Origin of the sequence: Rhodococcus sp. IEGM 1351 (assembly GCF_030056875.1) — a bacterium.
Lineage (GTDB): Bacteria > Actinomycetota > Actinomycetes > Mycobacteriales > Mycobacteriaceae > Rhodococcus_F > Rhodococcus_F opacus.
This window is the reverse complement of the sequence record NZ_JASHKU010000046.1, coordinates 1-22,465: the sequence shown is the minus strand read 5'-3', so window position 1 is coordinate 22,465 and position 22,465 is coordinate 1. Positions and strand designations below refer to the sequence as shown.

Annotated in this window: 20 protein-coding genes and 1 pseudogene; 11 read left to right on the top strand and 10 right to left on the bottom strand. The window is 66.4% G+C overall.

All coding sequences use genetic code 11. The features are described from left to right. Positions 1-244: 244 nt before the first annotated feature. Complete coding sequence (locus tag QM806_RS39145) at positions 245-607, top strand: hypothetical protein (RefSeq protein ID WP_283294925.1); 363 nt, start codon at positions 245-247, stop codon at positions 605-607. On the opposite strand, the gene QM806_RS39140 is transcribed toward QM806_RS39145, so the two are convergent. The 4 genes from QM806_RS39140 to QM806_RS39125 all read right to left on the bottom strand — a co-directional run bounded on the left by QM806_RS39140 (position 594) and on the right by QM806_RS39125 (position 4,228). After that, the gene (locus QM806_RS39140; RefSeq protein WP_283294924.1) at positions 594-2,447 is read right to left on the bottom strand and encodes a zinc-ribbon domain-containing protein; all 1,854 of its coding nucleotides are present in this window, start codon (positions 2,445-2,447) and stop codon (positions 594-596) included. The genes QM806_RS39145 and QM806_RS39140 overlap by 14 nt on opposite strands. 175 nt (positions 2,448-2,622) lie before the next feature. Further along, positions 2,623-2,994, bottom strand: coding sequence for a hypothetical protein (locus QM806_RS39135; RefSeq protein ID WP_283294923.1), 372 nt, complete (start codon positions 2,992-2,994; stop codon positions 2,623-2,625). An 80-nt stretch (positions 2,995-3,074) separates the two neighbouring features. Further along, positions 3,075-3,284 carry a hypothetical protein gene (locus QM806_RS39130; protein WP_041813653.1) on the bottom strand — a complete coding sequence of 70 codons (210 nt, stop codon included), beginning with the start codon at positions 3,282-3,284 and terminating at the stop codon, positions 3,075-3,077. A gap of 11 nt (positions 3,285-3,295) precedes the next feature. Then, the gene (locus tag QM806_RS39125; RefSeq protein ID WP_283294922.1) at positions 3,296-4,228 is read right to left on the bottom strand and encodes a hypothetical protein; all 933 of its coding nucleotides are present in this window, start codon (positions 4,226-4,228) and stop codon (positions 3,296-3,298) included. Between the two features lie 261 nt (positions 4,229-4,489). On the opposite strand from QM806_RS39125, the gene QM806_RS39120 reads away from it, so the two are divergent. After that, complete coding sequence (locus QM806_RS39120) at positions 4,490-5,482, top strand: hypothetical protein (RefSeq protein ID WP_095866224.1); 993 nt, start codon at positions 4,490-4,492, stop codon at positions 5,480-5,482. A 169-nt stretch (positions 5,483-5,651) separates the two neighbouring features. On the opposite strand, the gene QM806_RS39115 is transcribed toward QM806_RS39120, so the two are convergent. Together QM806_RS39115 and QM806_RS39110 are read right to left on the bottom strand one after the other, a co-directional pair. After that, positions 5,652-6,245 (bottom strand): HAD family hydrolase, encoded by a 594-nt coding sequence (locus QM806_RS39115; protein ID WP_283294921.1) that lies wholly within the window; start codon positions 6,243-6,245, stop codon positions 5,652-5,654. Between the two features lie 224 nt (positions 6,246-6,469). Further along, positions 6,470-6,680, bottom strand: a pseudogene (locus tag QM806_RS39110) (response regulator transcription factor); the annotation flags it as partial. Between the two features lie 356 nt (positions 6,681-7,036). Between QM806_RS39110 and QM806_RS39105 the strand changes: the two are divergent. From QM806_RS39105 to QM806_RS39090, 4 genes are all read left to right on the top strand, one after another. Further along, on the top strand, positions 7,037-7,312 hold the full coding sequence (locus QM806_RS39105; protein WP_283294920.1) for a hypothetical protein: 276 nt from the start codon (positions 7,037-7,039) through the stop codon (positions 7,310-7,312). 67 nt (positions 7,313-7,379) lie between these two features. Continuing rightward, entirely contained in the window at positions 7,380-7,694 is a 315-nt protein-coding gene (locus QM806_RS39100; RefSeq protein WP_283294919.1) for a ribbon-helix-helix domain-containing protein, read from the top strand. A 391-nt stretch (positions 7,695-8,085) separates the two neighbouring features. Continuing rightward, positions 8,086-9,609 (top strand): hypothetical protein, encoded by a 1,524-nt coding sequence (locus QM806_RS39095; protein WP_283294918.1) that lies wholly within the window; start codon positions 8,086-8,088, stop codon positions 9,607-9,609. Between the two features lie 100 nt (positions 9,610-9,709). After that, on the top strand, positions 9,710-10,498 hold the full coding sequence (locus QM806_RS39090) for an alpha/beta fold hydrolase (protein WP_283294917.1): 789 nt from the start codon (positions 9,710-9,712) through the stop codon (positions 10,496-10,498). Positions 10,499-10,655: 157 nt separating this feature from the next. Here the strand turns inward: QM806_RS39090 and QM806_RS39085 are convergent, their stop codons facing one another. From QM806_RS39085 to QM806_RS39075, 3 genes are all read right to left on the bottom strand, one after another. Further along, positions 10,656-12,230, bottom strand: coding sequence for an alkaline phosphatase D family protein (locus tag QM806_RS39085; RefSeq protein ID WP_283294916.1), 1,575 nt, complete (start codon positions 12,228-12,230; stop codon positions 10,656-10,658). A gap of 343 nt (positions 12,231-12,573) precedes the next feature. Beyond that, the gene (locus tag QM806_RS39080; protein WP_283294915.1) at positions 12,574-13,245 is read right to left on the bottom strand and encodes a M23 family metallopeptidase; all 672 of its coding nucleotides are present in this window, start codon (positions 13,243-13,245) and stop codon (positions 12,574-12,576) included. A gap of 544 nt (positions 13,246-13,789) precedes the next feature. Further along, positions 13,790-15,217 carry an MFS transporter gene (locus QM806_RS39075; RefSeq protein ID WP_283294914.1) on the bottom strand — a complete coding sequence of 476 codons (1,428 nt, stop codon included), beginning with the start codon at positions 15,215-15,217 and terminating at the stop codon, positions 13,790-13,792. A 490-nt stretch (positions 15,218-15,707) separates the two neighbouring features. Between QM806_RS39075 and QM806_RS39070 the strand changes: the two genes are divergently transcribed. The 5 genes from QM806_RS39070 to QM806_RS39050 all read left to right on the top strand — a co-directional run bounded on the left by QM806_RS39070 (position 15,708) and on the right by QM806_RS39050 (position 20,743). Next, positions 15,708-15,914 (top strand): heavy-metal-associated domain-containing protein, encoded by a 207-nt coding sequence (locus QM806_RS39070; protein WP_054246308.1) that lies wholly within the window; start codon positions 15,708-15,710, stop codon positions 15,912-15,914. 39 nt (positions 15,915-15,953) lie between these two features. Beyond that, a complete protein-coding gene (locus QM806_RS39065; RefSeq protein ID WP_095866231.1) occupies positions 15,954-16,898 on the top strand; it encodes a DUF8832 domain-containing protein in 945 nt (314 codons plus the stop codon). Between the two features lie 29 nt (positions 16,899-16,927). Then, positions 16,928-19,189, top strand: coding sequence for a heavy metal translocating P-type ATPase (locus QM806_RS39060; protein ID WP_095866232.1), 2,262 nt, complete (start codon positions 16,928-16,930; stop codon positions 19,187-19,189). Positions 19,190-19,481: 292 nt separating this feature from the next. Then, a complete protein-coding gene (locus QM806_RS39055; RefSeq protein ID WP_054246320.1) occupies positions 19,482-19,829 on the top strand; it encodes a metal-sensitive transcriptional regulator in 348 nt (115 codons plus the stop codon). Positions 19,830-20,572: 743 nt separating this feature from the next. Continuing rightward, positions 20,573-20,743 carry a hypothetical protein gene (locus QM806_RS39050; protein WP_179377960.1) on the top strand — a complete coding sequence of 57 codons (171 nt, stop codon included), beginning with the start codon at positions 20,573-20,575 and terminating at the stop codon, positions 20,741-20,743. A gap of 12 nt (positions 20,744-20,755) precedes the next feature. Here the strand turns inward: QM806_RS39050 and QM806_RS39045 are convergent, their stop codons facing one another. Then, positions 20,756-22,324, bottom strand: coding sequence for a multicopper oxidase family protein (locus tag QM806_RS39045; RefSeq protein WP_095866233.1), 1,569 nt, complete (start codon positions 22,322-22,324; stop codon positions 20,756-20,758). Positions 22,325-22,465 lie beyond the last annotated feature (141 nt).

Here is a 22,465-nt window from a genome sequence, read left to right as displayed (position 1 = left end):
GCCCCTGCGCGCGTCTGCGAGGGCCCGCCGTGAGGAATTCGCTGATTCCGCCCCACCGACCGACGCGCATATCTGACCGAACGTATGCGGCGACCTGGGGTGATGACACGTCCCCGGTAGGGGTGCACGCGTGCTATCGAAAAGGGTTGGTCTACTCAGACCCTAGGGTGACTACTTCAGCTTGACCCGTCGGCGCACACTCGTGATGTCAGATCGCGCTCGCACGCCCAGTGGGGATACACCGATGATCCATAACGTCACGACTTACAACACAGATTCACCCCAGAGCGCTGCCCGGAAAAGCAAGGCGCGCTTCGCCTTCGTTGGTTTTGCAGCTCTGGCGATCACCCTCGGGTCAAGCGTCGCCACCGCCGCCGCTCGACCAGCGCCGATACTTCCGGGTGACGCGTCCGATCAGCCGAGCGGAGGCGAAGGCGACGCGGTTCTCCGTACGTACGGTCGCGGAAACTCCGGTATCGCGGGTCAGGACGCGGACTGCAACATCAGGCTTGACGAAATCAACGGCACAAAAGACTTAAAGGCCCAGACCGATCTGGCCAACGCTGCAAACCAAGCAGGCTGCAAGATCTTCATCACCCACGAATAGTGGCTCGACGAAGTCGTAGTCCTCGCAGCCAGTCGTGGATGTCCTCCATGACCTTGCGGGGGCGCGGCACGGTCGAGTGCACCCGCACTTCCCGGTAGCGGGGATGGTCGATCGCCAGCGACGGCAAATCGTCTTCCCGTAGCCGCACCACCACACACCCGGCCGCGAGCAGATCCCGGCTCTTTCGCTGATCGACGAGCACCTTCGCGTCCGCGGAATGCCAGTAGGCGCCGTCGTACTCGATCACGACGGTGATCCCCTCGTGGTCGACGCTGATGTCCGTCGTCCAGGACTTGCGAGTGGTGTACGCGTCGTCGGTCATGGTGATGCCGGAGCGGGCATTGCCGAAGACCCCCACCGCGGCCGCATGGTGCTCGAGTTCGACACGCGATTTGCCGGCTTGTCGGCAGTCCGGGCACTCCGCCCCATTCGACCGCCTGGTCAGCGGCGCGCGCCACACGTGGGCGGGGTCGGTGGCGCAGACCCATTCCGGAACGAACGCCAGTGCCGCGTGCGGGCGAACGTGCCAGGCGGTGACCGCGTTGGTGGGACTCCATTCCGCGGCCAGTCCCGGATCGTGCCAGGCCAGGGAGCCGAGGATGGTGCGGCAGGCCGGGCAGCGCAGCCTGCTGCCGCCGTCGCGGGCCCGCACCATCGTCTGCCACTCGTGTCCGCAACAGTCCGCCCGCCACCACATCTCGCGCTGCGAGTCCCACACCACGTTCTGTGGGGTGTATTTGCCGTTGCGGGTCGGATGCCACTGGGCGGCGATTTCGGGCAGGAGGTCAGCGAGCCACTTCTTCGCCGTCGCCGACCCACGACAATGCGGACACCCCGAGGTGAGGAAAAGCAGGGTTCTGATGCGGGGGTGGTGACCGTTCGGGCACCGGAACCGACGCAGCTTCCCACTTTCGTCGACCATCACCTCGCGGGGGTCGTCATCATCGGCCCATGCCGCTGCCAGCTCCGGAACATCGGCCACCGGGGTGGTCTTCCACCGCGTTCTCTCGACTTCCCACTCCTCGCTCCGGCGGGCGGAACAGGCCCGGCATGCCGGACGGCTGGTCATGACGTTGACCTTCTCCTCGAACCGCAGCCCGCACTCCGGGCATCGCCAGTGGCAGGAGCGAGTGGCCAGGACCGTCACCGTGTCGAAGGCGGTGGCCTCGTTGTGGTCGTGGTCCCACCAATCCAGTGCCGGCGATTGCGATTCCGACAGCAATGCCCGGCCGGGTCGGGGGCTGCTGGGGTCGGAGGATCGGGTATTGCGTGCACAGGTGCAGCCCGAGCTGAAGTCGGCCATCTGTGCAGCGGTGATCCGGTGGCATCTGCGGCAGCGGGCGAGTACCGGGTCATTGTTGTCGTGGACTTCACCGATCGGGTCGACGAGGTCGTAGCCGTGCTCGGCGAGGTGGCTGGCGATCCGTTCGTGCGGCCACCATCGCTGTTCGAGGAATTCGCGCACCTCCGGCTGCGGGTGTGCTTGAAGGATCTGCTCCGGTGAGTGGTGCCGCAGTAGTTCGAGCATTGTGCGGTCGAACTCCATCCACGGGTGTGAGCGGGTTCTGTTCGCCCGCTTCGTCCAGTGGCACGCCCGGCAGGTCGGTGTCCTCGAGGCGTTCTTTCGGACGACGTAGTCGAGTCGGTAATGGGCGCGCACACCGCAGGTCCGGCACGTCGTCAACCGCCAGGCGGTCGGCGTGGTGAACGGCTCCGCTGGTTCGAGGCCACCCGTGTGCAGGATTCCGTCGATGCAGTCGGTGCACCACGCGGGTTTGCTTCGGGACACGAAGGCGGCCGGCTGACCGCACCCCGTGGTTGCACAGTCCTGGGTCTTCATCGTCGCTGCCACCCTGTCCGCGCACGGCCCCGACCCCGCCCGCACCGTCCTGCCGCGCTCGAAGTAGTCGGCGTCACCGGAATATTAGCGGGACTGACCTGCGGACATGGCATGTCCCCCAGGGCCAGTGACGGGAGCTACTCGAAGCGGTCTGGGCGACCGCTCAGGGGCGGAATCAGGTCGATGCCGCGCGGAGAATGGAAGCAGGCGTCTCGGGGTCGGAGAATGCCTCGTCCACCATGCGCAGGGCGGGGACAACGACCGTGGCCTCGATGTGGTCGATGTGTTCGCACGTCCACCCGGTAATTCCCTCCGGACCCTCGGATTCCGGTTCGAAGAAGCGGTCGATCCCTGCATCGCTGTAGCCCCAGTCGATGAGATCGTTCCGCGTGCACCATCTGTCGCGCGGCTCGGTGACAGTGATCAGATAGGTGGTGGTACCGCCGACCACGTTCCCGTTCTCGTCGAACGCGCCGCCGCTGTTGCTGGCGGTGAGTCCAGGGGCCTTGTCGCGGATTTCGTCCTCGGTCGCCGGCCGTTGATACACGTACCACTCGCCTTTCTAGCGTTATCGCAATTTGTGGCTATAGTCGGATCACTGAAAATGCACAGGATGAGCCGGAGGCGTCACCCCTTCTCGGGGTTGGTGTCTCCGGTTTCCTCTTTCGCGCGGAGCTCGGCGCCCAGTCGTAGTTTCAGCTCGCGGCGAGCACGCTGCTTCGGTGTCTCCTCCGGCTCGGGTTCATCGTCGACCGGCCGGAACGTCGCCCGTCCCAGCTTGATGTCCGGATGGACCACGAGCTCGGGGCGGCCCTTGTCGTCGGTGAACAGTCCCATCCTCATTCCCCTCATTCCTCGGTGATGTCCCGCAGCTGCACGATCATCCGCCGGCCGATACTGCCGTCAGGGCGACGGTATCGCCCCTCCCCCGCCGAGACCACCTCGAACCGCATCCCTCGCGGCAGCAGGTGCGCGGTGTCGTCGACTGTGTCCGAGCGGCCCAGATACATGCCCCGGCCGGTTTCGATCTCGAACACCACATCCCGATCGCCCAGCGTTCCATCGAGTTCGTGAGCGGCGTGGGTGGCCATCGTGTGCCGGTCGAAATCCAAGCGGGATCCCGGATGCAGGGTCGCGGGTAGGTTGACCGCCTCCTGCGGCACCGCGTGCGGGAGGGTCACCGCGCAGTACAGGATGTGGCCGCGATCGTTGAACCGTTCGGCGGTCTGAATCGCCCGGTCCACCCGCTGGACCTGGGAGCGCATCTTCTCGTCGAGTTGCTGCGCGTCACCGCGAGCCGCGGACAGCGCCTCGCCGACGGTCTTCCACCGGTCCGGGTCGCTGACCAGGTCCTGCACGCCGGTGTAGCCGACCTTCGGCAACTGCGACTGCGCCTTGTGCTTGTTCACCGACCGCACCTTGCGCTGGCGCGAACTCGGCGGCTGGCGAATCGAATCCGGGATCGGCAGCTCCCGGCGTTTACGCTCGGACACCTCGGGGACGGTCGCGCGGGGGAAGGCGCGCTCGAGGTCCTTGCGGGCCCGGGTGAACTCCGCGTCCTCGACCATCCGGTCCAGCTGGCGTGCACCGTCGCGCTCCTGGGCGCGGTCGTCGTAGGTGGTGGCCGACCGATAGCCGGCGGGCTTGGCCGCCGGCGTGGTGCTGGTGCCGGCCTCCGGATCCAGACGGGTCGGCGGCGCATCCGGGCTCACGTTGTACGCCACCAGATCCCCTCCCGCTGCGTCGAACACGCCCCAGATATGACGAAGCGTGGCAGGCATTAGTGTCCCAATTGACGGCCTGCCACGCTCGGACCCGACCACAAGGCGGGTCTACCGCGGAAGAAGCAAACCGGTGACCAAACCAGCAACTCGCTCCCACGCGTGCTTTCGACGTTTCCGCCGAACACACACCAGCATACCGAAACGCACTGCGCTACTGCGGTCGACGGTGCATTGAGGGCCGCTACTTCGGCGGATCGGATTAGGCGTTCCGCTGGACGTGCCACCGGTTCGCTCCCACCACGCCGATAACATCGGTCCGTGAGTCTCACGGAAACGCCCTCGAACTACGCCGCGATCGCGCGACAACTCGTCAGTATCTGGGATGAATGCCTCGAGGACGGCTCGTTCACGGTGATCAGCGGCGGACCGTTCGATCCTGCGAAGGCTACCCGGGTGCTGTCGCTCGCCCATCACGTGCGCCGACTGGCAGTTGCTGCCCTCGATGACATTGACTCCGACGGCGTGCTGGTCTCGATACCGACTATCAGGGCGTGCTTCGAGTGCTCGATCACCGCCATGTGGATAGCCCAGTCCGCGGACGGAGTCCAGGCGTGGCTCGCGCAGGAACCTGCCACCCGACGAGCAATTCGAGCCTCTCTGCGCAAAGCGGACAGCCCGGAACTCCGCGAGGTGGCCGCCAAGGTCGCAAGTATCGAGCCCCTCGGGATCGAATCGTCGTCCGGCACGCAAGCCGACGCTTTTGCGGAGATGACCAACGATCTCGAACGGGGTCGCGATCTGTACGTGATCTACCGTTTCCTGTGTGGCTTCAACCATGCCTCACCAATGCTGACCGACCAGTACCTAGCGCTCGACGAGTCGCCCGGATCGAACGGTTACGAGTTCGTTCCTGAACCTGAGGAACCCGACCAGGCACCGTTCATCCATTTCATCGCTTGTTCGATGCTGTGGGCACTGTCCGCGGTTCGCTTCATCCAGAAGGACCGACGGTCGCTCCGGTCGCAGCTCCGCACCGCCGCGCAAGAGCTCGGGGCGCCCACCGAGTACCAACTCACTGCACAGGCCAGGGCCCGGCAGGACGGATTGAAGTGGGGTGGTCCGAAGAAACTCACCGCCAAAGACGTCCGATCCGCAGCAAAAGCGAAAGGACTCGAATACGCCCTCAGCCCAGGAACGGCCACCAGTACACCAGCGCATCATGTCTGGGCAGTTACGGACATCGGCACGACTATGGCGACATTCGCGACCATCGAGGACGCCGCTACGCACATCCGCAACCACTCGAACTGATCCACCAGGACGCTGGACCAAGGCCGCGCGTCGCATCAAAATCCTCGAAGACCGCTCCCGAGGCCGCATCGGCCCAGAACCACCCCGCGGCGAGCACGCCTTGCCAACGTGCCTATGCCCCCGCCCTGCGGTAAGGCGCACCATCGGGCGGGAGGTCGTCAAACCCTTCTTAGCTCGATCTCTGTGCCACCGGCCCCTGTCGATGGTGTCGCGCAATGCGGGGACGCCGTGGCCGGTGCACCCCGACGTCGCTCAATGTGTCGGGTATCCGCGCGGCCACCGCCTCTCGCAGCTCCCGTACCCCGAGCTCGGACAAACCGTCGAACGAATGCGCACGGACACCGCGGGATCGTAGTGCGCCCACGATCTCCGATTCGTCGTCGACGAACGCCGACAACCACCGCCCGACCGCCCGACAATGGCCGGCCTTGACCTCGACGGCCGGCCGGACATCATCACGAGAGCGGCACAGCAACGCTCGCCCTTGCGGAAATCCGTGCTCGCCGAGCCACACCCGGGTCTGCCCCGCGCACGAGACCGGCCGGGTCGTCGAGTACACCGGAACAAATCCCAGACCGGCCACCGCCTCCACCAGGTCCCGTCCCGGCTCGACCACTGCCGCTTGCCCGACATGTTCAAAGAACCGCTGCCATGCCCGTCGGCGACTCCCCTCCGAGTCGCCGGCCAGGATGTGAGCGAATTCCGACAGATCCGCCAGCCCACCATCGATGTCGAACATCACCACCCGCTCACTACCGCTCACCTCCCCGAGCCTAACCACCGCGTCGGCCGACACCCCGGCGCCACGCCCGGACCGACACAACCGCGCGTACGCGATCCACCGATGGATATCCGAATATTGTTGCTACAAAGGTTGATTCAATCTTCGCGTTCGCTGTCGCGTGCTACCACGCGCATCTGCTCGTTGCCGATGTTCGACCCATTCGGTTCAGCCAAGGCCGCCGTGTCGGCCTCGGCTAGGTGCGATCAGGACTGCCGGCCCTGCTTCTGCTCGATGATCCAGGTCGCGATTTGAGTACGGGAGGTGAATCCCAGCTTGGAGAATGTGTGCTCGACATGCCCCTGGGCGGTGTTGCGAAATTACGAGCCTGTCGGCGATCGACTTGTTGGTGAGGCCCTCGGCGACGAGTTCGACTACCTGCTGTTTCCGACGGGTCAGACTCGTAGGTCCCGATCCCGCGCAGTTGCTGACCGCGCCCGCCGACACCCCCACACCCCGGCGCGCCGACCCTCCGACAGTCGCCGGCACCCCCACATCACAAACCAGGACATGTCGTCACAGCAGGTCACAGCCCCCGATCGTCGCCACGAGCAGACGAGAAGAGCTCGGTCGCCATTAGCAACCAGCAGCCCGACTTTCGCGAAGACCAAGCCCCTCGGCCAACTTCCAAGGCGACAGACGGTGCGAGACCTACCGCAACAAGACCTCGCCCGCGGACCAAATGGCGTTCCAAGAGGCGGTCCTCACTCGATCCAGTGTCGATTCCTTAATTTCGTAGTACAGAATCCCTATTTCTGTAGTACAGTATTGGTGTGGCGATCGAATGGGCGACCAGCGCAGACAAGCACGACATCGACCGCGACGACGCGTTGCACGCGATCGAGAACGCCGTCTACGTCGAGCAAGAGTTCGACGAACCACGCGTTCCCGGCCACTCGAAGCCTTGGCTCTTCATCGGTCCTCCGCGCACACCTGGGGGTCCGTTGCTCGAAGTCATGGTGGAGATCGTTCCGCCGCGGGGCATGGTGGTTTTCCATGTGATGCAGGCGCGGCAGAAGCATCTCCACCGCATGAAGGACCAGCAGTGACTGCCCGATTCCCCCGGTTGCGCATGCATCCGGGGACCCTACCCACACTCGAAGGGGTGACATACCGATGAACAGCAACGATAAGAACTCCGATTACGACGAGCTCGCCGAGTGGGCCGAGCACGAGATGACGCTGCCGAAGAACTCGGCAACCGCCAAGCGGGGCGCCGAGGCCGCCGCAGCAGGGCGCGAACTGCTCGACAGGGTGGGCGCCGGCCGGCCGTCCTTGGCCGGCGCCAGCGGCGAATCACCCAAGCGGCAGGTCCGACTGCCGGCGCCGCTGAGCAACAAGCTCGACGAACTCGCCGAACGCCAGCACCGCAAGCCCAGCGAACTGATGCGTGAGGCCGTCGAAGAGTACATCCAGAGGCACTCCGCCTGACCACAACCAGGCCCGACGGCCCGTAACAGCGGAGGCGGACTTGTGGGGGCGTGAAATTTCGATTCGCTCTGCCCTCGTCCCTCGCTCCGGGGTGGCACCGCGCAGCACATCGCGCGTCGCCACGGACACGAATTACCCACGGGGACAAGCTATCCCTCAGGTGACGGCGTTATACACTCGCGGCCGCTGCGGCGGTTTCATGCCAAGTGGCTTGGGCAGCCGTGACCATGGCTTCGACCAGGCAGACGACACGTCCCTCCCGCCACAGCGGCAGTTTGCGCGACGCGCGACGGAATTGCATGTGCCATTCCCTCCATAGATGCACTCAAGGTAGCGTGCAGCCGAACGGGTCACATTGGGCACAGAACGCTGGTGACGAGCAACGCGCCCAGTGGAGAGGCTGCTGCGCCCGGTCACAGATTGGACATCAAGAACAATGGCGGTAGTTCACGAAGATCGGCCCGAATATCCAGACCCGGAGGGGGACTTCGATTGTGAACTGGATGAGAGGCAGAACGAGACAACGCGCTTGCCTTCCGGAGAAGATGTCCAGCGCCGTGTGCTGCAGGTTTCCGAGTGCTACGTCGGTGGCGATCTAGATCGACTGGTCAAAGGATGCAAGGCACTCGACATCGAACCTGACAATCCGTTTGGCGGACCCGACATTTACGAATGGGCCGATTCGGTCAGGCGCACTAGCAGCACAGGCGGTTGGGTAGTTGCCGCATCACTCTACCGGCGGGGAACTGAACGAAAGTGGATGGATGACATCGCTGCCGACCTGCCAGAGGACTTCGATCGGGTTCGGCTCAAAGCGATGTCGCCGATCCCGAGCGTGGTAGTCCTCCTAGCTACGTTTACCCTCTCCGACGTATCGGCCAATGCCCTGAACGATGAGCTGAACACGAACAGATATTTGCGCATCGACACCGTCGGCAGAGGTCTTCGTCGCCACACTGCGTTTCATCGCAAGCAAGCAGCGATTGCGCAAGAACGCACGCGTGTTCGCGAAGCGGCAAGCCAGTGGGTTGCCCGCGTCTTCCCTGGCACGATGATCACCGACTTCAAAAAGGCATCGCTGCCTGCGATTGAAGTCATCACGACAAAGCTTGCGGCGCCTTTCACCCGACCTCAGTTGCCGGACGTACCGGTTGAGGAGATCAGCAGTCGTCTCGAGGACTACCGATACTTGCTCTCCATTGATGTTGAGGGAGACGCCTATACCGGCTCTTCTACGCCCGACTGGAAGATTGCTACTTCCTTCAGACCTGATGACGATCCGTGGACGATAGTGTGCGGCCACAAGCTCACCGTCGATGAATCCCCACGCGACGGCGTTACCTTTGGCGGGCCCTATACCGACGACCACTTCATCGAGAACCGCTTCGGCGGACTCATGGTGCGATGGGCGATCAAGTGCCTCATCGAATGCTACGAAGGAACGATAGCGCAGCTTCGCGATGACTTGGCGCGCACTCCAACAAGAGAGAAAAGCAGGTGGAACTTCATCAAACGGGTCGGCCAGAACGCCTTGCGCACAGAGACCATCGACTCGTTGGAGCGCGCGAGCAAACTTTTGAGCAACACGATCTTTGATGCCACGATTGTCTCGAATGAGGTTGGCAAGTGGGTCTCCAACGAGCGCCGCTGGACCTATGAGCTTGATGAATACAAACAGATTCACGACTGGGGTGACGGTCAGGTTGACGAGTTCTTCTTCGACAAGATGCTGAGGACGTCGCTCGAAGACCGCGCTGAATGGTTTGGCGAGACCATTCCGCTGCTCAGGTCAGAGCTGGAACTGCGAGCATCGATCGAGTCGACGGCTGCCAATTTCCGGCTGCAACAGATCGCAATGGTCTTGGCGATCCTTGCAATCTTCATCTCCGTAGTCGCCATCGCTATGCCGAGTTAATTACTACACGAGGGACGCGGCACTTTCTCGCCGGGCGGCACCCTGGGGCCTAGAGCGACCGTGTCGTATCCTCCTGCGACCAGATGAGAAACGGACGGCGATGCGTGAAATCGACTACCGTGGCGGCGACGGGACCCGCTTGTTCGCCGCCGCATGCGGGAGGGGTCCGGTCGTCGTACTGCTGCACGGCGGTGGTCCGGATCATCACAGCGTGCTGCCGATGGCGAATCGTCTCGCGGACCGGTTCACCGTTGTTGTTCCGGATGTGCGGGGATACGGCCGCTCGGTGTGCCGGGATCCGGCTCTGCACACGTGGAGCCGCTACGCCGACGACGTGATCGCCCTCCTCGACCACCTCGGCGCGCCGGAGGCTGTGGTCGGCGGGACCGGGTTGGGCGGCACCATCGCCTTACGCGCCGCCCTGGCCTTCCCCTCACGGGTACGGGCGGTCGTGGTGATAAGCGCCGAAGATATCGAGGACGACGAGGCGAAATTGGCCGAAACCGCGTTGATGGAACGCTTCGCCGAGCGGGTGCGAGCAGACGGTATCGAAGCGGCATGGGAGTTGTTCCTTCCCCACCTGCAACCGCTGATCGGGAACCTGGTGCGCTCTGCGATACCGCGCGCGGACCCGGGGAGCGTCGCCGCAGCGGCCGCCATTGGGCGTGACCGCTCATTTCGCACGCTCGACGAACTCGGCGCGATCGAGGTTCCGGTGCTCATCGTCCCCGGCGCCGACGAGCGCCATCCGGCCGAGCTCGCCGAACGCATGAGCGCGACCATCCCGCATGCGACACTCGCGCGGAACGTGTCGTTCGACGCGCTCGAGACGGCGGATGACCTCGCCGACGCCGTCCTCCCGCAGATCCGCCGATTCCTCGGCAACTGAGGCCATTACCCGTCCCCGTGCGTGCCCGAGCCACGTTCGTCCGACAGGCGCACCCTGGGGCGTCGTGGCTCGGCACGGCACCGCTGCTCAGCGGTGCCCGGTCTGCGGGCCCGGGGTGGATCGGGCTTGCCGTGTCGTGGGTGGCAGTATCCGGCCGTCACGCCTCGATGACATCGGGTATCTGATCTTGGACCACGAAGCTGGCGCGGGTGTGGATGGGCGCGCCCGGGCGCCGGATATACGGCACGATGCGGAAGTCGTTGCGCCACAACCGGTGGTCCAGGTCGACCCGCACGTATCCTCGCTGCGCGTTGAAGAACTTCATGTCGGGATTGGCGGCCAGCAGACGGCGTCCGGTGTCGTTCATGTCGGCGCCGTCGCCGGCGGAGGTGATCGAGGTTCCCGAGAATTCCGATGCGACGACCGGTGATTGCGGGTCGGCGTAGTCCCGGCGCAGGTCGGCGACGATGTTCTGGTGACGGTCGCCGGTGATCACCACCAGATTGCGGACGCCGCGATCGGCTGCGCCGCCGAGGACGGTGTTGCGATCGGCGACGTATCCGTCCCACGAGTCGGAGGACACGACGGTGTCCGGGCCTGGGTCGTTGTCGGTCTGGCCCATCGCCACCTGATTGCCGATGATCTGCCATCGGGCGGGCGAGCCGGTGAAGCCGTCGAGCAGCCAGTTACGTTGCTGTGCACCCAGTATCGTGCGGTCGGTGTCGAGCCGGTCGGCGCAGTCCGCGGTGACGTTTCCCCCGCAGGCCTGCCGGTCCCGGTATTGCCGGGTATCGAGCATGGTGAGCTCCGCGAGATCACCGAACCGGTAGCGGCGGTGTAGGCGCATCCCTTCCCCGGAGGGCAGTTGCGCAATCCGTAGCGGCTGGTGCTCGTACAGCGCCTGGAAGGCGGCGGCTCGGCGCCGGCGGAACAGTGCGGGTATTCGGTAGATATCGAAGCCCAGTCCCGGCGAATCGGCGGCCCAGTTGTTGTCGACCTCGTGATCGTCCATGGTCACGATCCAGGGAAACGCTGCATGTGCGTCGCGCAGCGGCTGCTCTGCTTTGTACTGTGCGTAGCGCAGCCGGTAGCTGGGCAGATCGACGGCTTCGCCGCGGTCGACTCCCATCGACATTCCCTCGCGGCCGCGCCTCCACCCGCGCTCGTAGATGTAGTCGCCCAGATGGACGACCAGATCGAGGTCTTCGGCGCTCATGTGCTCGTAGGCGGTGTAGAAGCCCGAACTCCACGACTGGCAGGAGGCGAACGCGAACCGCATCCGCGCGGTGGGCTGCCCCGGAGCCGGGGCCGTGCGGGTCCGGCCCACCGGGGAGATCGCCGAGCCGGCACGGAACCGGTAGAAGTACCAGCGAGCGGGCTCCAAGCCGTGGATCTCCGGGTGCACGCTGTGGGCGAGTTCGCGGGTCGCGACCGCCGTACCGCGCGTCACCACCTGCCGGAAGCTCTCGTCGTGCGCGACTTCGTATTCGACGGTCACCGGATCCCACCCCATGCCGCCGCGCCCGCCGGGGGCAAGGGGATCCGGTGCCAGGCGGGTCCACAGGACGACACCATCGGGTGTCGGATCACCCGATGCCACACCGAGCCCGAACGGGTCGCCTCGCCACCGCGGCGCGGGCAACCGGGCGCTGCTCACCGCGGACGTACCCACCAGCAGCGCAGCCGATCCGGCCACACCTACTCGCAACAACTGCCGACGGGAGAGGGCCATACACCACGGTATATCCAGGCTCCGATCGGCGAGCCGGGCCCGGCCGATGGGACGAGACCCGGACGGGGTGTGGCCACCCTCTCCACCCTGAGTCCGAGAGCATCGAGACTGCGCCGGTACGGGCCGCCGGAAAGCGCACGTCGCGCACTTGCCGAGTGTTCTGAAGGCGCTGTGCTCGCCGGCTGCGGAAGCCACTGCCCCGGATCTGGTCGACCTGACCCGTGAGGGATCCGCCCTCACGGTGAAAGGATGCTCGACATGCCCGAACCGCATGCGGGACGCGGCCTGCCGTCCCGGCCTGCCGAGCCGCATCGTGTGGACCTGACTACCGCCGGGGCGAGTCCTAGTCGACTCCCCAGGTCGCCGAGACGCCGCGGTCGCGCAGCCACTGGCTCGGGTTGAGCCGGTTGCCGCCTGCGTCCGAGACCTCGAAGTGCAGGTGCGGACCGGTCGACTGACCACGGTTGCCGACGGTGGCGATCTGCTGACCCGCCGCGACCCGCTGGCCGACGTTGACGATGAACTCGTTGATGTGGCCGTACACGGTGACGGCGCCGTCGTCGTGGCGCACCCGCACCCACAACCCGAACCCGGAGGCCGGGCCCGCGGAGATGACCTCACCGTCGGCCGCGGACTGGATCGGGGTGCCGATCGGGGCCGCGATGTCGATGCCGCCGTGGTGTGCGCCCCATCGGGGGCCGTAGCCGGAGGACAGCGTGCCGGACACCGGCTGCACGGCGCGGACCTTGAGCGGAGCGGGGCTGCCCGGATTGACCGGTCCGGGCGTGCCGGGTGCGGGCGGGGCGGCCGGGAGGTCGGGCAACTCGATCGCGGGCAGCTGAACACCGGCGGGCAGCAGGCCCGGTGGGATCTCGAGCGGGCGGGCGGCCGCGGACCCGGCGCCGAACTGCGCACCGCCGATCAGGATGGCACCGGTCGCCGCGGCGACGGTCGCGATCTTCACGCGGCTGGTGATGGAATTTGAACGATCTGCCGTCCTGCGGTGTTTCGCCACAGTGTCTTACCTCGTCTTCGTTGGCTGGCCCGCGCTCTTGAGATTCGCGGCCTCGGACCCCCGTCGAAAAGGAAAGTAACAAAACGATATCGACCGCACAATCGTGACCTAATCGATATCTAAATGCTCGAATAAGCCCACGTCAGGGATCCAAACCCGGCCAGTCCCGCCATCACGGGCAGATAACGACACTGGGACCGCGTCTCGGACACCCCGTCGAGCGGCACCGCGCAGGGCCGAGAAAACCGGCGCTGACCTCGACATTCGAGGGGTCGGCGACGGCGCGCAAGGCCGGCGCGACGACATCCCGCGCCGCGACGCGGGCCGCTTCACGGCCCGCCGCCAGCCGACACGCCGCCGACCACGGCAGATGTGACGGACGCCACACAGCCGGTCGTGTCCAGAGGGGCACTCGGACGGGCGAAGGCCCAGCGCGGTGATCCGGTCACCACGTCACATCGCCCTCGTCATCGACGAGTGCACGAGGGCTGGAACCGGCGTGGGGTGGGAGCCGGGCCTGCCGACTCCCACCCACGGTGTTGTGTCAGTGCTGCTCGAGGACTGGTTCCACCGCCGTGTCCGGCTGGGCCGTGCGCATCGACACGGCGGTGACCCCGGCACCGGCCAGGGCGATGACGGCGGCGCCGATGAAGGCGGCGGAGAATCCGTTCGTCAGCTCGGGGAGGTCGCCGATCTGGTTGGCCCCGAACGAGGCGGCGACTGCGGTCATGGCTGCCAGACCGAGGGCGGAGCCGACCTGGTAGCTGACGTTGACGATGCCCGACGCCAATCCGCCCTCTTCGGGTCGGGCGGCGGAGATCGCCGTGCCCAAGGAGGGAATGAAGGCGAGCGACATACCTGCTGCGGCGACCAGGGACGCCGGCAGCACGTCGACCCAGAAATTGCCGGTGGGCCGAACCAAGGCCATCCATCCGAGCCCGAGCGCGAGCACGATCAGACCGGTCACGATCATCGGTTTCGCGCCGAACCTCTGCATCGCCCGCGGCGCGATGACGATCATGCCGAGCATGATCAGTGTGGTCATCGGCAGTAGTGCTGCGCCGGCGGGGAATGCGCTGTACCCCAGGACCTGCTGCAGGTACAGGTTCAGGAAGAACCACATCGGGATCCACGCCGCCCCGAGCAGCAACTGGGCGACGTTCGCTGCGGCAAGGTTGGGGGCGGTGAAGATCCCCAACCGCATCAGGGGTTCGCGGCGCCGGGACTGGATCAGCACGAACGCACCCAGCAGCACCGCGGAAACGGCGAGGTATCCCCAGGTTTGACCGGAATCCCAGCCGACCTCGGGGGCGCGGACGATGGAGTAGACGGCAAGCGCCAGGCCGGCGGTGACGGTCAGTGCGCCGAGGATGTCGATCGAACCGGATCGGGCGGGGGCGTTGGGCATCAGCAGCGGTGTCGCGGCGAGGGCGATGATCGCGATGGGGATGTTGATGTAGAACACCCACGGCCAGCTGAGGTATTCGGTGATCACCCCGCCGAGGAACACACCGGCGGTGCCGCCCGCGGGCGCGGCGGCGCCGTAGACGGCGAGGGCTTTGGTCAATTCCTGCTGGGTGGAACCGAACAGCATCATCAGCAGAGTTAGCGCGGAGGGCGCGATCAGAGCGGCGCCGGCGCCTTGAACGGCGCGTCCGGCCAGTTCGGTGCCGACGTTGCCGGCGGCGCCGGCGGTGATCGATCCGACGAGCAGAACCAACCAGCCGGTGGCGAAGATGCGTCTGGCGCCCCACAGGTCGGACAGGCGACCGCCGAGCAGGAGTAGTCCACCGAAGGCGATGACGTAGGCGTTGAACACCCAGGTCAGGTTCTCCTGGGAGAAGCCGAGGTCGGTCTGCATTTTCGGTAGCGCAATGCCAATGATGGAGGTGTCCATGATGACCATGAACTGGGCTGCGGCGATCAGCGCCAGCGCCCACCACTTGCGTGTGGATGAAGCCTGAGTGGACATGACGATCCGTCCTTACGGGTAAGGGGTATCTATCGGGATGTGGGCCAAACGAAGTGCAGTGGCGCTGCCTACCCCCAACATCGAGGCCTCATCCCTTGGGGCACTGCAGGCATCATGGCGCCGCTGGATCTTTCGGGTCGATACCCGCCCTCTGTGCACATCGTTGCCCTCCTGGAGGCTGCTCGAACTCTCTGCGGATAATTCGATACCATAGGGGGGTATAGTAGAGGGCGCAAGAGGCACCCTGATGTCGCCGAAACCGTTTCGGCCGCAAGCCCGGCCGTGCCGCGGCAAGACGTCCGGTGGATGGCCGTTCGAGCCCCTTCTGATTTTCATCAGGGGTCCAAGGCGCACCATCGGGGGGTATGCAGCAAGGGGGCGGGTACGGCAACCCCTGGCATTGCATACGGTAGGGGGGTATGGTAAATCTGTAGATGGGTCGCGACGACCTCGATCGAACTCCGAACGAACCGAAGAAAGAAGGACATCGATGAGCACCACCACCGTCACCGTCACCGGAATGACCTGCGGCCACTGCGTCTCCTCGGTCCGCGAGGAGATCGGCAACATCCCCGGCGTCACCGCCGTGGATGTCGACCTCGCCAGCGGCCGGGTCGATATCGACTCCGACACCCCGATCGAGCAGGCAGCGCTCGCCCAGGCCGTCGACGAGGCCGGCTACCAGCTCGCCGGCTGACCTGCCGAAACTCGAGACCCGGACAGGAGATTCCCCACGATGAACGCATCGTCGAAGTTCGCCGGATTCACCGTCGGCCTGGCCGCGGTCTTCGCCCTCGCCCTCGGGGCCGGGGCCGCCTTCGGTCCCGAGGACGCCGCACCGGCAGACACGCACGACACCTCAACTCACGACGCCGGATCCGTGTCCACCTCGGACGCACCGGCCGCCGATCAGACACCTGGAGGACTGATGGTCACCGACAGCGGTTACACCCTGGCACTGGACACCGCGCAGGTTCCCGCCGGCGCCGACGTGCCGCTGCGGTTCCGCATCCTCGGTGCCGACGGGCAGCCGGTCACCCGCTACGTCGACAGCCACGACAAGCAACTGCACCTGATCGCGGTGCGCCGCGACATGGCCGGCTTCCAGCACGTGCACCCGGCACTCGACGCCGCCGGAACCTGGAGCGTGCCGCTCGATCTGACCCGCGCCGGGGCGTACCGGGTGTTCGCCGACTTCACCCCCGCCGGCGGTGACGGCCTGACCCTGGGCGCCGATCTGCAGGTCGCCGGCGCCTACGATCCGCAGCCCCTGCCCCCGGCGGCGGCTTCGGCCGTGGTCGACGGTTACACCGTCACCTTGGGCGGCACCCTCACCCCAGGTCAGGCGTCGAAGGTCACGCTGTCGGTGAGCCGGGACGGGCAGCCCGTCACGGATCTGCAGCCCTACCTCGGGGCGTACGGGCACCTCGTTGCCCTGCGGGCCGCCGACCTCGGCTACCTGCACGTGCACCCGGACGGCCACCCCGGCGACGGGGTCACCACGCCCGGTCCGGGTATCGACTTCTTTGTCACCACCCCGAGCGCGGGCGACTACCGCCTGTTCCTGGACTTCCAGCACGATGGAGTGGTGCGGACCGCCGAGTTCACGCTGACCGGCGGGCAGACCCCCGCCGCGGTTCCCGCCGCCCCGGAGCCGATGCCCGCCGGGCACGGACACTGACCTACCACCACGCCCCGAGAGGAGGAACGATGAATCCCGTCACGCAGCACCCGACCGCCGACGGCCAGGTCGAGCTCGAAATTGGTGGCATGACCTGCGCCTCGTGCGCGAACCGGATCGAGAAGAAGCTCAACAAGCTCGACGGCGTCACCGCCACGGTGAACTACGCCACCGAAAAGGCACGCGTCAACTACGTCGGCGATGTGTCGACCGAGGATCTCGTGGCCACCGTCGAGCAGGCCGGCTACACCGCCAAGGTCCCCACGCCACCCTCCGCCTCCACCGGCACCGACGCCCCCGCCGCAGAGCAGGACCCGACCGCATCGTGGCGCCAGCGGCTGCTGATATCGCTGGTGCTGTCCGTGCCGGTGATCGCCATGGCCATGGTTCCGGCCCTGCAGTTCCCGAACTGGCAGTGGCTCTCACTGACCCTCGCCGCCCCCGTGGTGGTGTGGGGTGCGTGGCCGTTCCACAAGGCCGCCTTCACCAACCTGCGGCACGGCACCTCCACCATGGACACCCTCATCTCCATGGGCACCATCGCCGCCCTCGGCTGGTCGCTGTACGCCCTGTTCTGGGGCACCGCCGGAATGACCGGCATGACCCACCCGTTCGAGCTGACCATCTCCCGCAGCGACGGCGCCGGCAACATCTACCTCGAGGCCGCCGCCGGCGTCACCACCTTCATCCTCGCCGGCCGCTACTTCGAGGCCCGCTCCAAGCGGCGCGCCGGTGCCGCCCTGCGGGCCCTGCTCGAACTCGGCGCCAAAGAGGTCTCGGTGCTGCGGAACGGCGTCGAACAGCGCATCGGCATCGATCAGCTTGCCGTCGGGGACGAGTTCGTCGTCCGCCCCGGGGAGAAGATCGCCACCGACGGTGTCGTCACCGAAGGCTCCTCCGCGGTCGACGCGTCGATGCTGACCGGCGAATCCGTGCCCGTCGAGGTCGGACCCGACGACCAGGTCGTCGGCGCCACCGTCAACGTCGGCGGCCGGATCGTGGTCCGCGCCAACCGAATCGGATCGGACACCCAGCTTGCGCAGATGGCGAAACTCGTCGAGGACGCCCAGACCGGCAAGGCGCAGGCCCAACGGTTGGCCGACAAGATCTCCGGCGTCTTCGTCCCGATCGTCATCGCCCTGGCCGTTGCGACGCTCGGCTTCTGGATCGGCACCGGCGGCGGAGTCGCGGCCGCATTCACCGCCGCCGTCGCGGTGCTGATCATCGCCTGCCCCTGCGCCCTCGGGCTGGCCACCCCGACCGCGTTGATGGTCGGCACCGGCCGCGGCGCCCAGCTCGGCATCCTGATCAAGGGACCCGAGGTGCTCGAATCGACCCGCCGCGTCGACACCGTGGTGCTCGACAAGACCGGCACCGTCACCACCGGCAAGATGACCCTGCTCGATGTGATCACCGCCGACGGCGAAGACACCGCGCAGGTGCTGCGCCTGGCCGGGGCCCTCGAGGACTCCTCCGAGCACCCCATCGCCCAGGCCATCGCCAAGGGCGCACGCGACAGGGTCGGCACCCTGCCCCCGGTGGAGCAGTTCGCCAACATCGAGGGCCTCGGCGTGCAGGGCATGGTCGACGAGCACGCGGTGGTCGTCGGACGGGCCCGGTTGCTCGCCGACTGGGCGCAGCATCTGCCCGCCGGTCTCGACGCCGCCATGGCGGCGGCCGAATCGGAGGGCAAGACCGCCGTCGCGGTCGGCTGGGACGGGCGGGCCCGCGCGGTGCTCGTCGTCGCCGACGCGGTGAAGGCCACCTCGGCCGAGGCGATCACACAGCTGCGGAATCTGGGTCTGACGCCGATCATGCTCACCGGCGACAATGCGGCCGCTGCCCGGGCGATCGCCGATCAGGTCGGCATCGACGAGGTGATCGCCGAGGTGCTGCCCGCGGACAAGGTGGACGTGGTCAAGCGGCTCCAGGATCAGGGCAAGGTCGTCGCGATGGTCGGCGATGGTGTCAACGACGCCGCCGCCTTGGCGCAGGCCGACCTCGGTCTGGCTATGGGCACCGGCACCGACGTGGCGATCGAAGCGAGTGATCTGACCCTGGTCCGCGGTGACCTCCGTGCGGCGGCGGACGCGATTCGGTTGGCCCGCAAGACGCTGGGCACGATCAAGGGCAACCTGTTCTGGGCCTTCGCCTACAACGTGTCCGCCCTGCCCCTGGCCGCCGCCGGGTTGCTCAACCCGATGCTGGCCGGTGCGGCGATGGCGTTCTCGTCGGTGTTCGTGGTCAGCAACAGCCTGCGACTACGCCGGTTCAAATCCCTCGCCGGATAACCGCGGGCAGGAAAGCATCCAGGGTGTGGGGTGGGCGGCGCGTGCAGACGCCCACCCACCCCAAACCCCTTCACCCTGTGCAGTCCCGAAAGGAGAGGACCATGTCCTCGGTGACAACAACGCTGATGCGGTTCACCTGGCATCCCGCGACCCGGGCGGTGGCCAGGTGCGCGGTGATGTGCGCCGCGGCGGCGGTCGGCCGACGACTCGACGGCCCGACCCCGCCGCCACATACCCCGGGCGGGCATAATCGGGGGTGCTCGACATGATCGTCGGATACCAGGAGGACACCATGGCCACCACTCCCACCCCCGCGGCCACCCAGGCGCCCGCCGAGACCGACGGACACGACCACGCCGCGCACGGCTACATCACCGAAAAGGACGCCTACCTCAAGCGCCTCAAGCGCATCGAAGGCCAGGCCCGCGGACTGCAGCGGATGGTCGAGGAAGACAAGTACTGCATCGACATCCTCACCCAGGTCTCCGCGATGACCAAGGCATTGCAGGCCGTCGCCATGGGCTTGCTCGAGGACCACCTCAGTCACTGCGTGGTCGACGCCGCCGTCGCCGGCGGTCCCGAAGCCGAAGCGAAGATCAAAGAGGCCACCGACGCGATCGCCCGGCTCGTCCGCTCCTGAGACGAGCCGAGCTCACCCGTTGTAGTCCAGCCGGGACATCATGCCCGGTTCCTGATGATCCGTTGTGGCAGTAGATCATCCAGTGTCCGCGACCAGCCCCAGCTGTGTGAGAGCGTATCGGCCGAACGATGTGTCCGTGCCGGTGCATGGAATGCCCATCGTGGCCAAGTTCGTGAATGTCAGGTGGGGCCCGTCGACCTTCACGGATCGTCAATGGGGCTGGGTGTGATCGTAGGGGCGATCGTTGATGGTCCAGGCGTAGCCCTTTGCCCAGAGATCGGCCGCCAAGATGACCTCCTGTGAAGCCCCGTTCGTGTACCACCCATGACCACGCACGAACCCTCTGCTGGGGATCCCCAGACGTGCATGCTGAGCGTGGATCTTGGGCCATGGGGCGTGGCGGCCGCCTGGTGGGTGGGGCGAAGGTCGCGCACCGTAGCACCGTCGCGAAGCTCTGCGACACGACGAAGGCCCCTCCAAATGGGAGGGGCCGTTCGTGGGTCATGGGCGTGCAAAGCTGGAAACCGCTTGGCGGGGCTGCCTACAGGGGTCCTTACGCCCCGGAGACCTCCCGACCTCCTGCACGACCACTTCCCTCGGCTACTGCCTCGGGCACCACATCATGTCGGTCAGTGTTGTCAGCAAACGACATATGCGCCTGACGTGGCGCCTCAAACAGGTTGTTCACGGGCCGAGACGGCGCGCGCGACGGATGTGGCAGTTCTAGCCGAGTATCGCCTCACATGGGCGGCATAGTCATCATCGGCGGCATTATGCCCATCATGCGCATACACATCATCATCATGTCCATCATGGTCATTCCCATTCTCCTCACCTCCTTCTCGGATCGGGTGGCGGTGTCGTGGCTACATCGGGCGGTGGGTCTCGTCGAGAGATCAGTGCAGGGCCGATGACCGGTCACCGCCTCAACTGTCGTAGTCGAGGCGGGTCATCATCCCTGACTCCTGGTGGTAAGCGTTGTGGCAGTGCAGCATCCAGTCACCGGGATTGTCGGCGACCAGGTCCACCGCGACCGAACGCATCGGCGGCACGATGACGGTGTCCTTGCGCGGGCCTGGGGTGCCGTCGGGTTTGACGACCCGGAAGGTGTGCCCGTGCAGGTGCATCGGATGCCACATCATCGTCATGTTCGTGAAGGTCAGGCGGGCATATTGGCCTTGCCGGATCGTCAATGGCTCGGTCTGGTCGTAGGGGCGGCCGTTGATGGTCCAGTCGTAGCCCATCATGTTCCCGCCGAGATCCGCCGCGAGGTTCACCTCCGGTCGCCCCGGGGGGAGCAGGACGGTGTCGGCGGCGACGAAGGTGTCCACGGTCCCGACCCGGCCGTCGAGTTCGCGGGGCTGGAATGCCGGGTCGGGTGCGGCGCCGGCGCCGGTGCGCAGCAAGGCTAGGGCGTGCGCGTTCTTGCCTTCGGCCGCCGCGACAAGGGGGAAGATCCCGTCCCCGGCGGTGACGATCACGTCGTAGCGTTCACCCATGCCGAGCAGGAGGGCGTCGACGTCGACCGGGGTGATCGGGTAGCCGTCGGTGTGGGTGACGGTCATGGTGTGCCCGGCCAGGGCGATGCGGAAGGCGGTGTCGGCGCCGGCGTTGATGATGCGGACCCGCAGGCGCTGGCCGGGTGTGGCTGTGAACGTCGTCGGTGCGGTCGGGAGTCGCCCGTTGATCAGGTAGTGCGGGTAGACGATGTCGCCGGCGTCGCCGCCCAGGAGGCTGCTGGTGCCCACCCCGTTCGACGTCGCACTCGAGGTGGGGGCGCCGGATCGATCCGAGCCACCGCCCATTCCTCCCATCCCGGGCATGTTCCCCATGCCGCCTGGTCCGCCCATCGATCCCATCCCACCCGATTGCAGGTTCGAGAGGATCTGCCGGGGGCCGGGGCCGATACCGTCGGTCCAGTCGTCGAGGACGACGATCCATTCGGCGTCGTATTTTCCGGGTTCGTTCGGGTCGTCGACGATGACGGGCAGGTATAGCCCGTAGTCGGTGTCGAGGCCGACGTGCGGGTGCGCCCAGTAGGTGCCCGCATGCGGCACCGAGAAACGGTAGGTGAAGCGTTGACCCGGTCCGATGTCGGGGCTGGCGGGGCTGGCCCCGTCCATGTCGTTTCGCAGCGCAATGCCGTGCCAGTGCACCGAGGTCTCGTGGTCGAGGCCGTTGGTAAGGGCGACAGCGACCTCGTCGCCGACGTTGGCCCGAATCGTCTTCCCGGGAACGGTGTTGCCGTAGGCGAGGGTGCGCACCTGTATCCCGCCGAGGTCGATGTCGGTGGTCTGCGGGGCCAGTACGGCGTCGACGGTGCGGCCGGTGTGCGACCGTGCCGCCTCGGCCGCCGAGACGGCGTTCGCATCGACCGGATGAGGTCCGGAAAACGGTGATCCGCGGGTACAGGCAGACACTGCGAGGCCGCCCAGTCCTGCGGCGGCGGCGAGGAGGAAGGTGCGCCGACTCAGTCCGGCACCGTACTCAGGCACGTCCGCCCCCTATCCTTTCCAGGCCCTGAGCAGATCGCTCACGTGTCACTGCCGGGCGCGCAATTCGTCCCTACGGAGGCGGTATTCGGTCAAGTCCAGGGAGGTGGTGTACGACGTCGTCGCGTGACTCCTCGTCGGGTA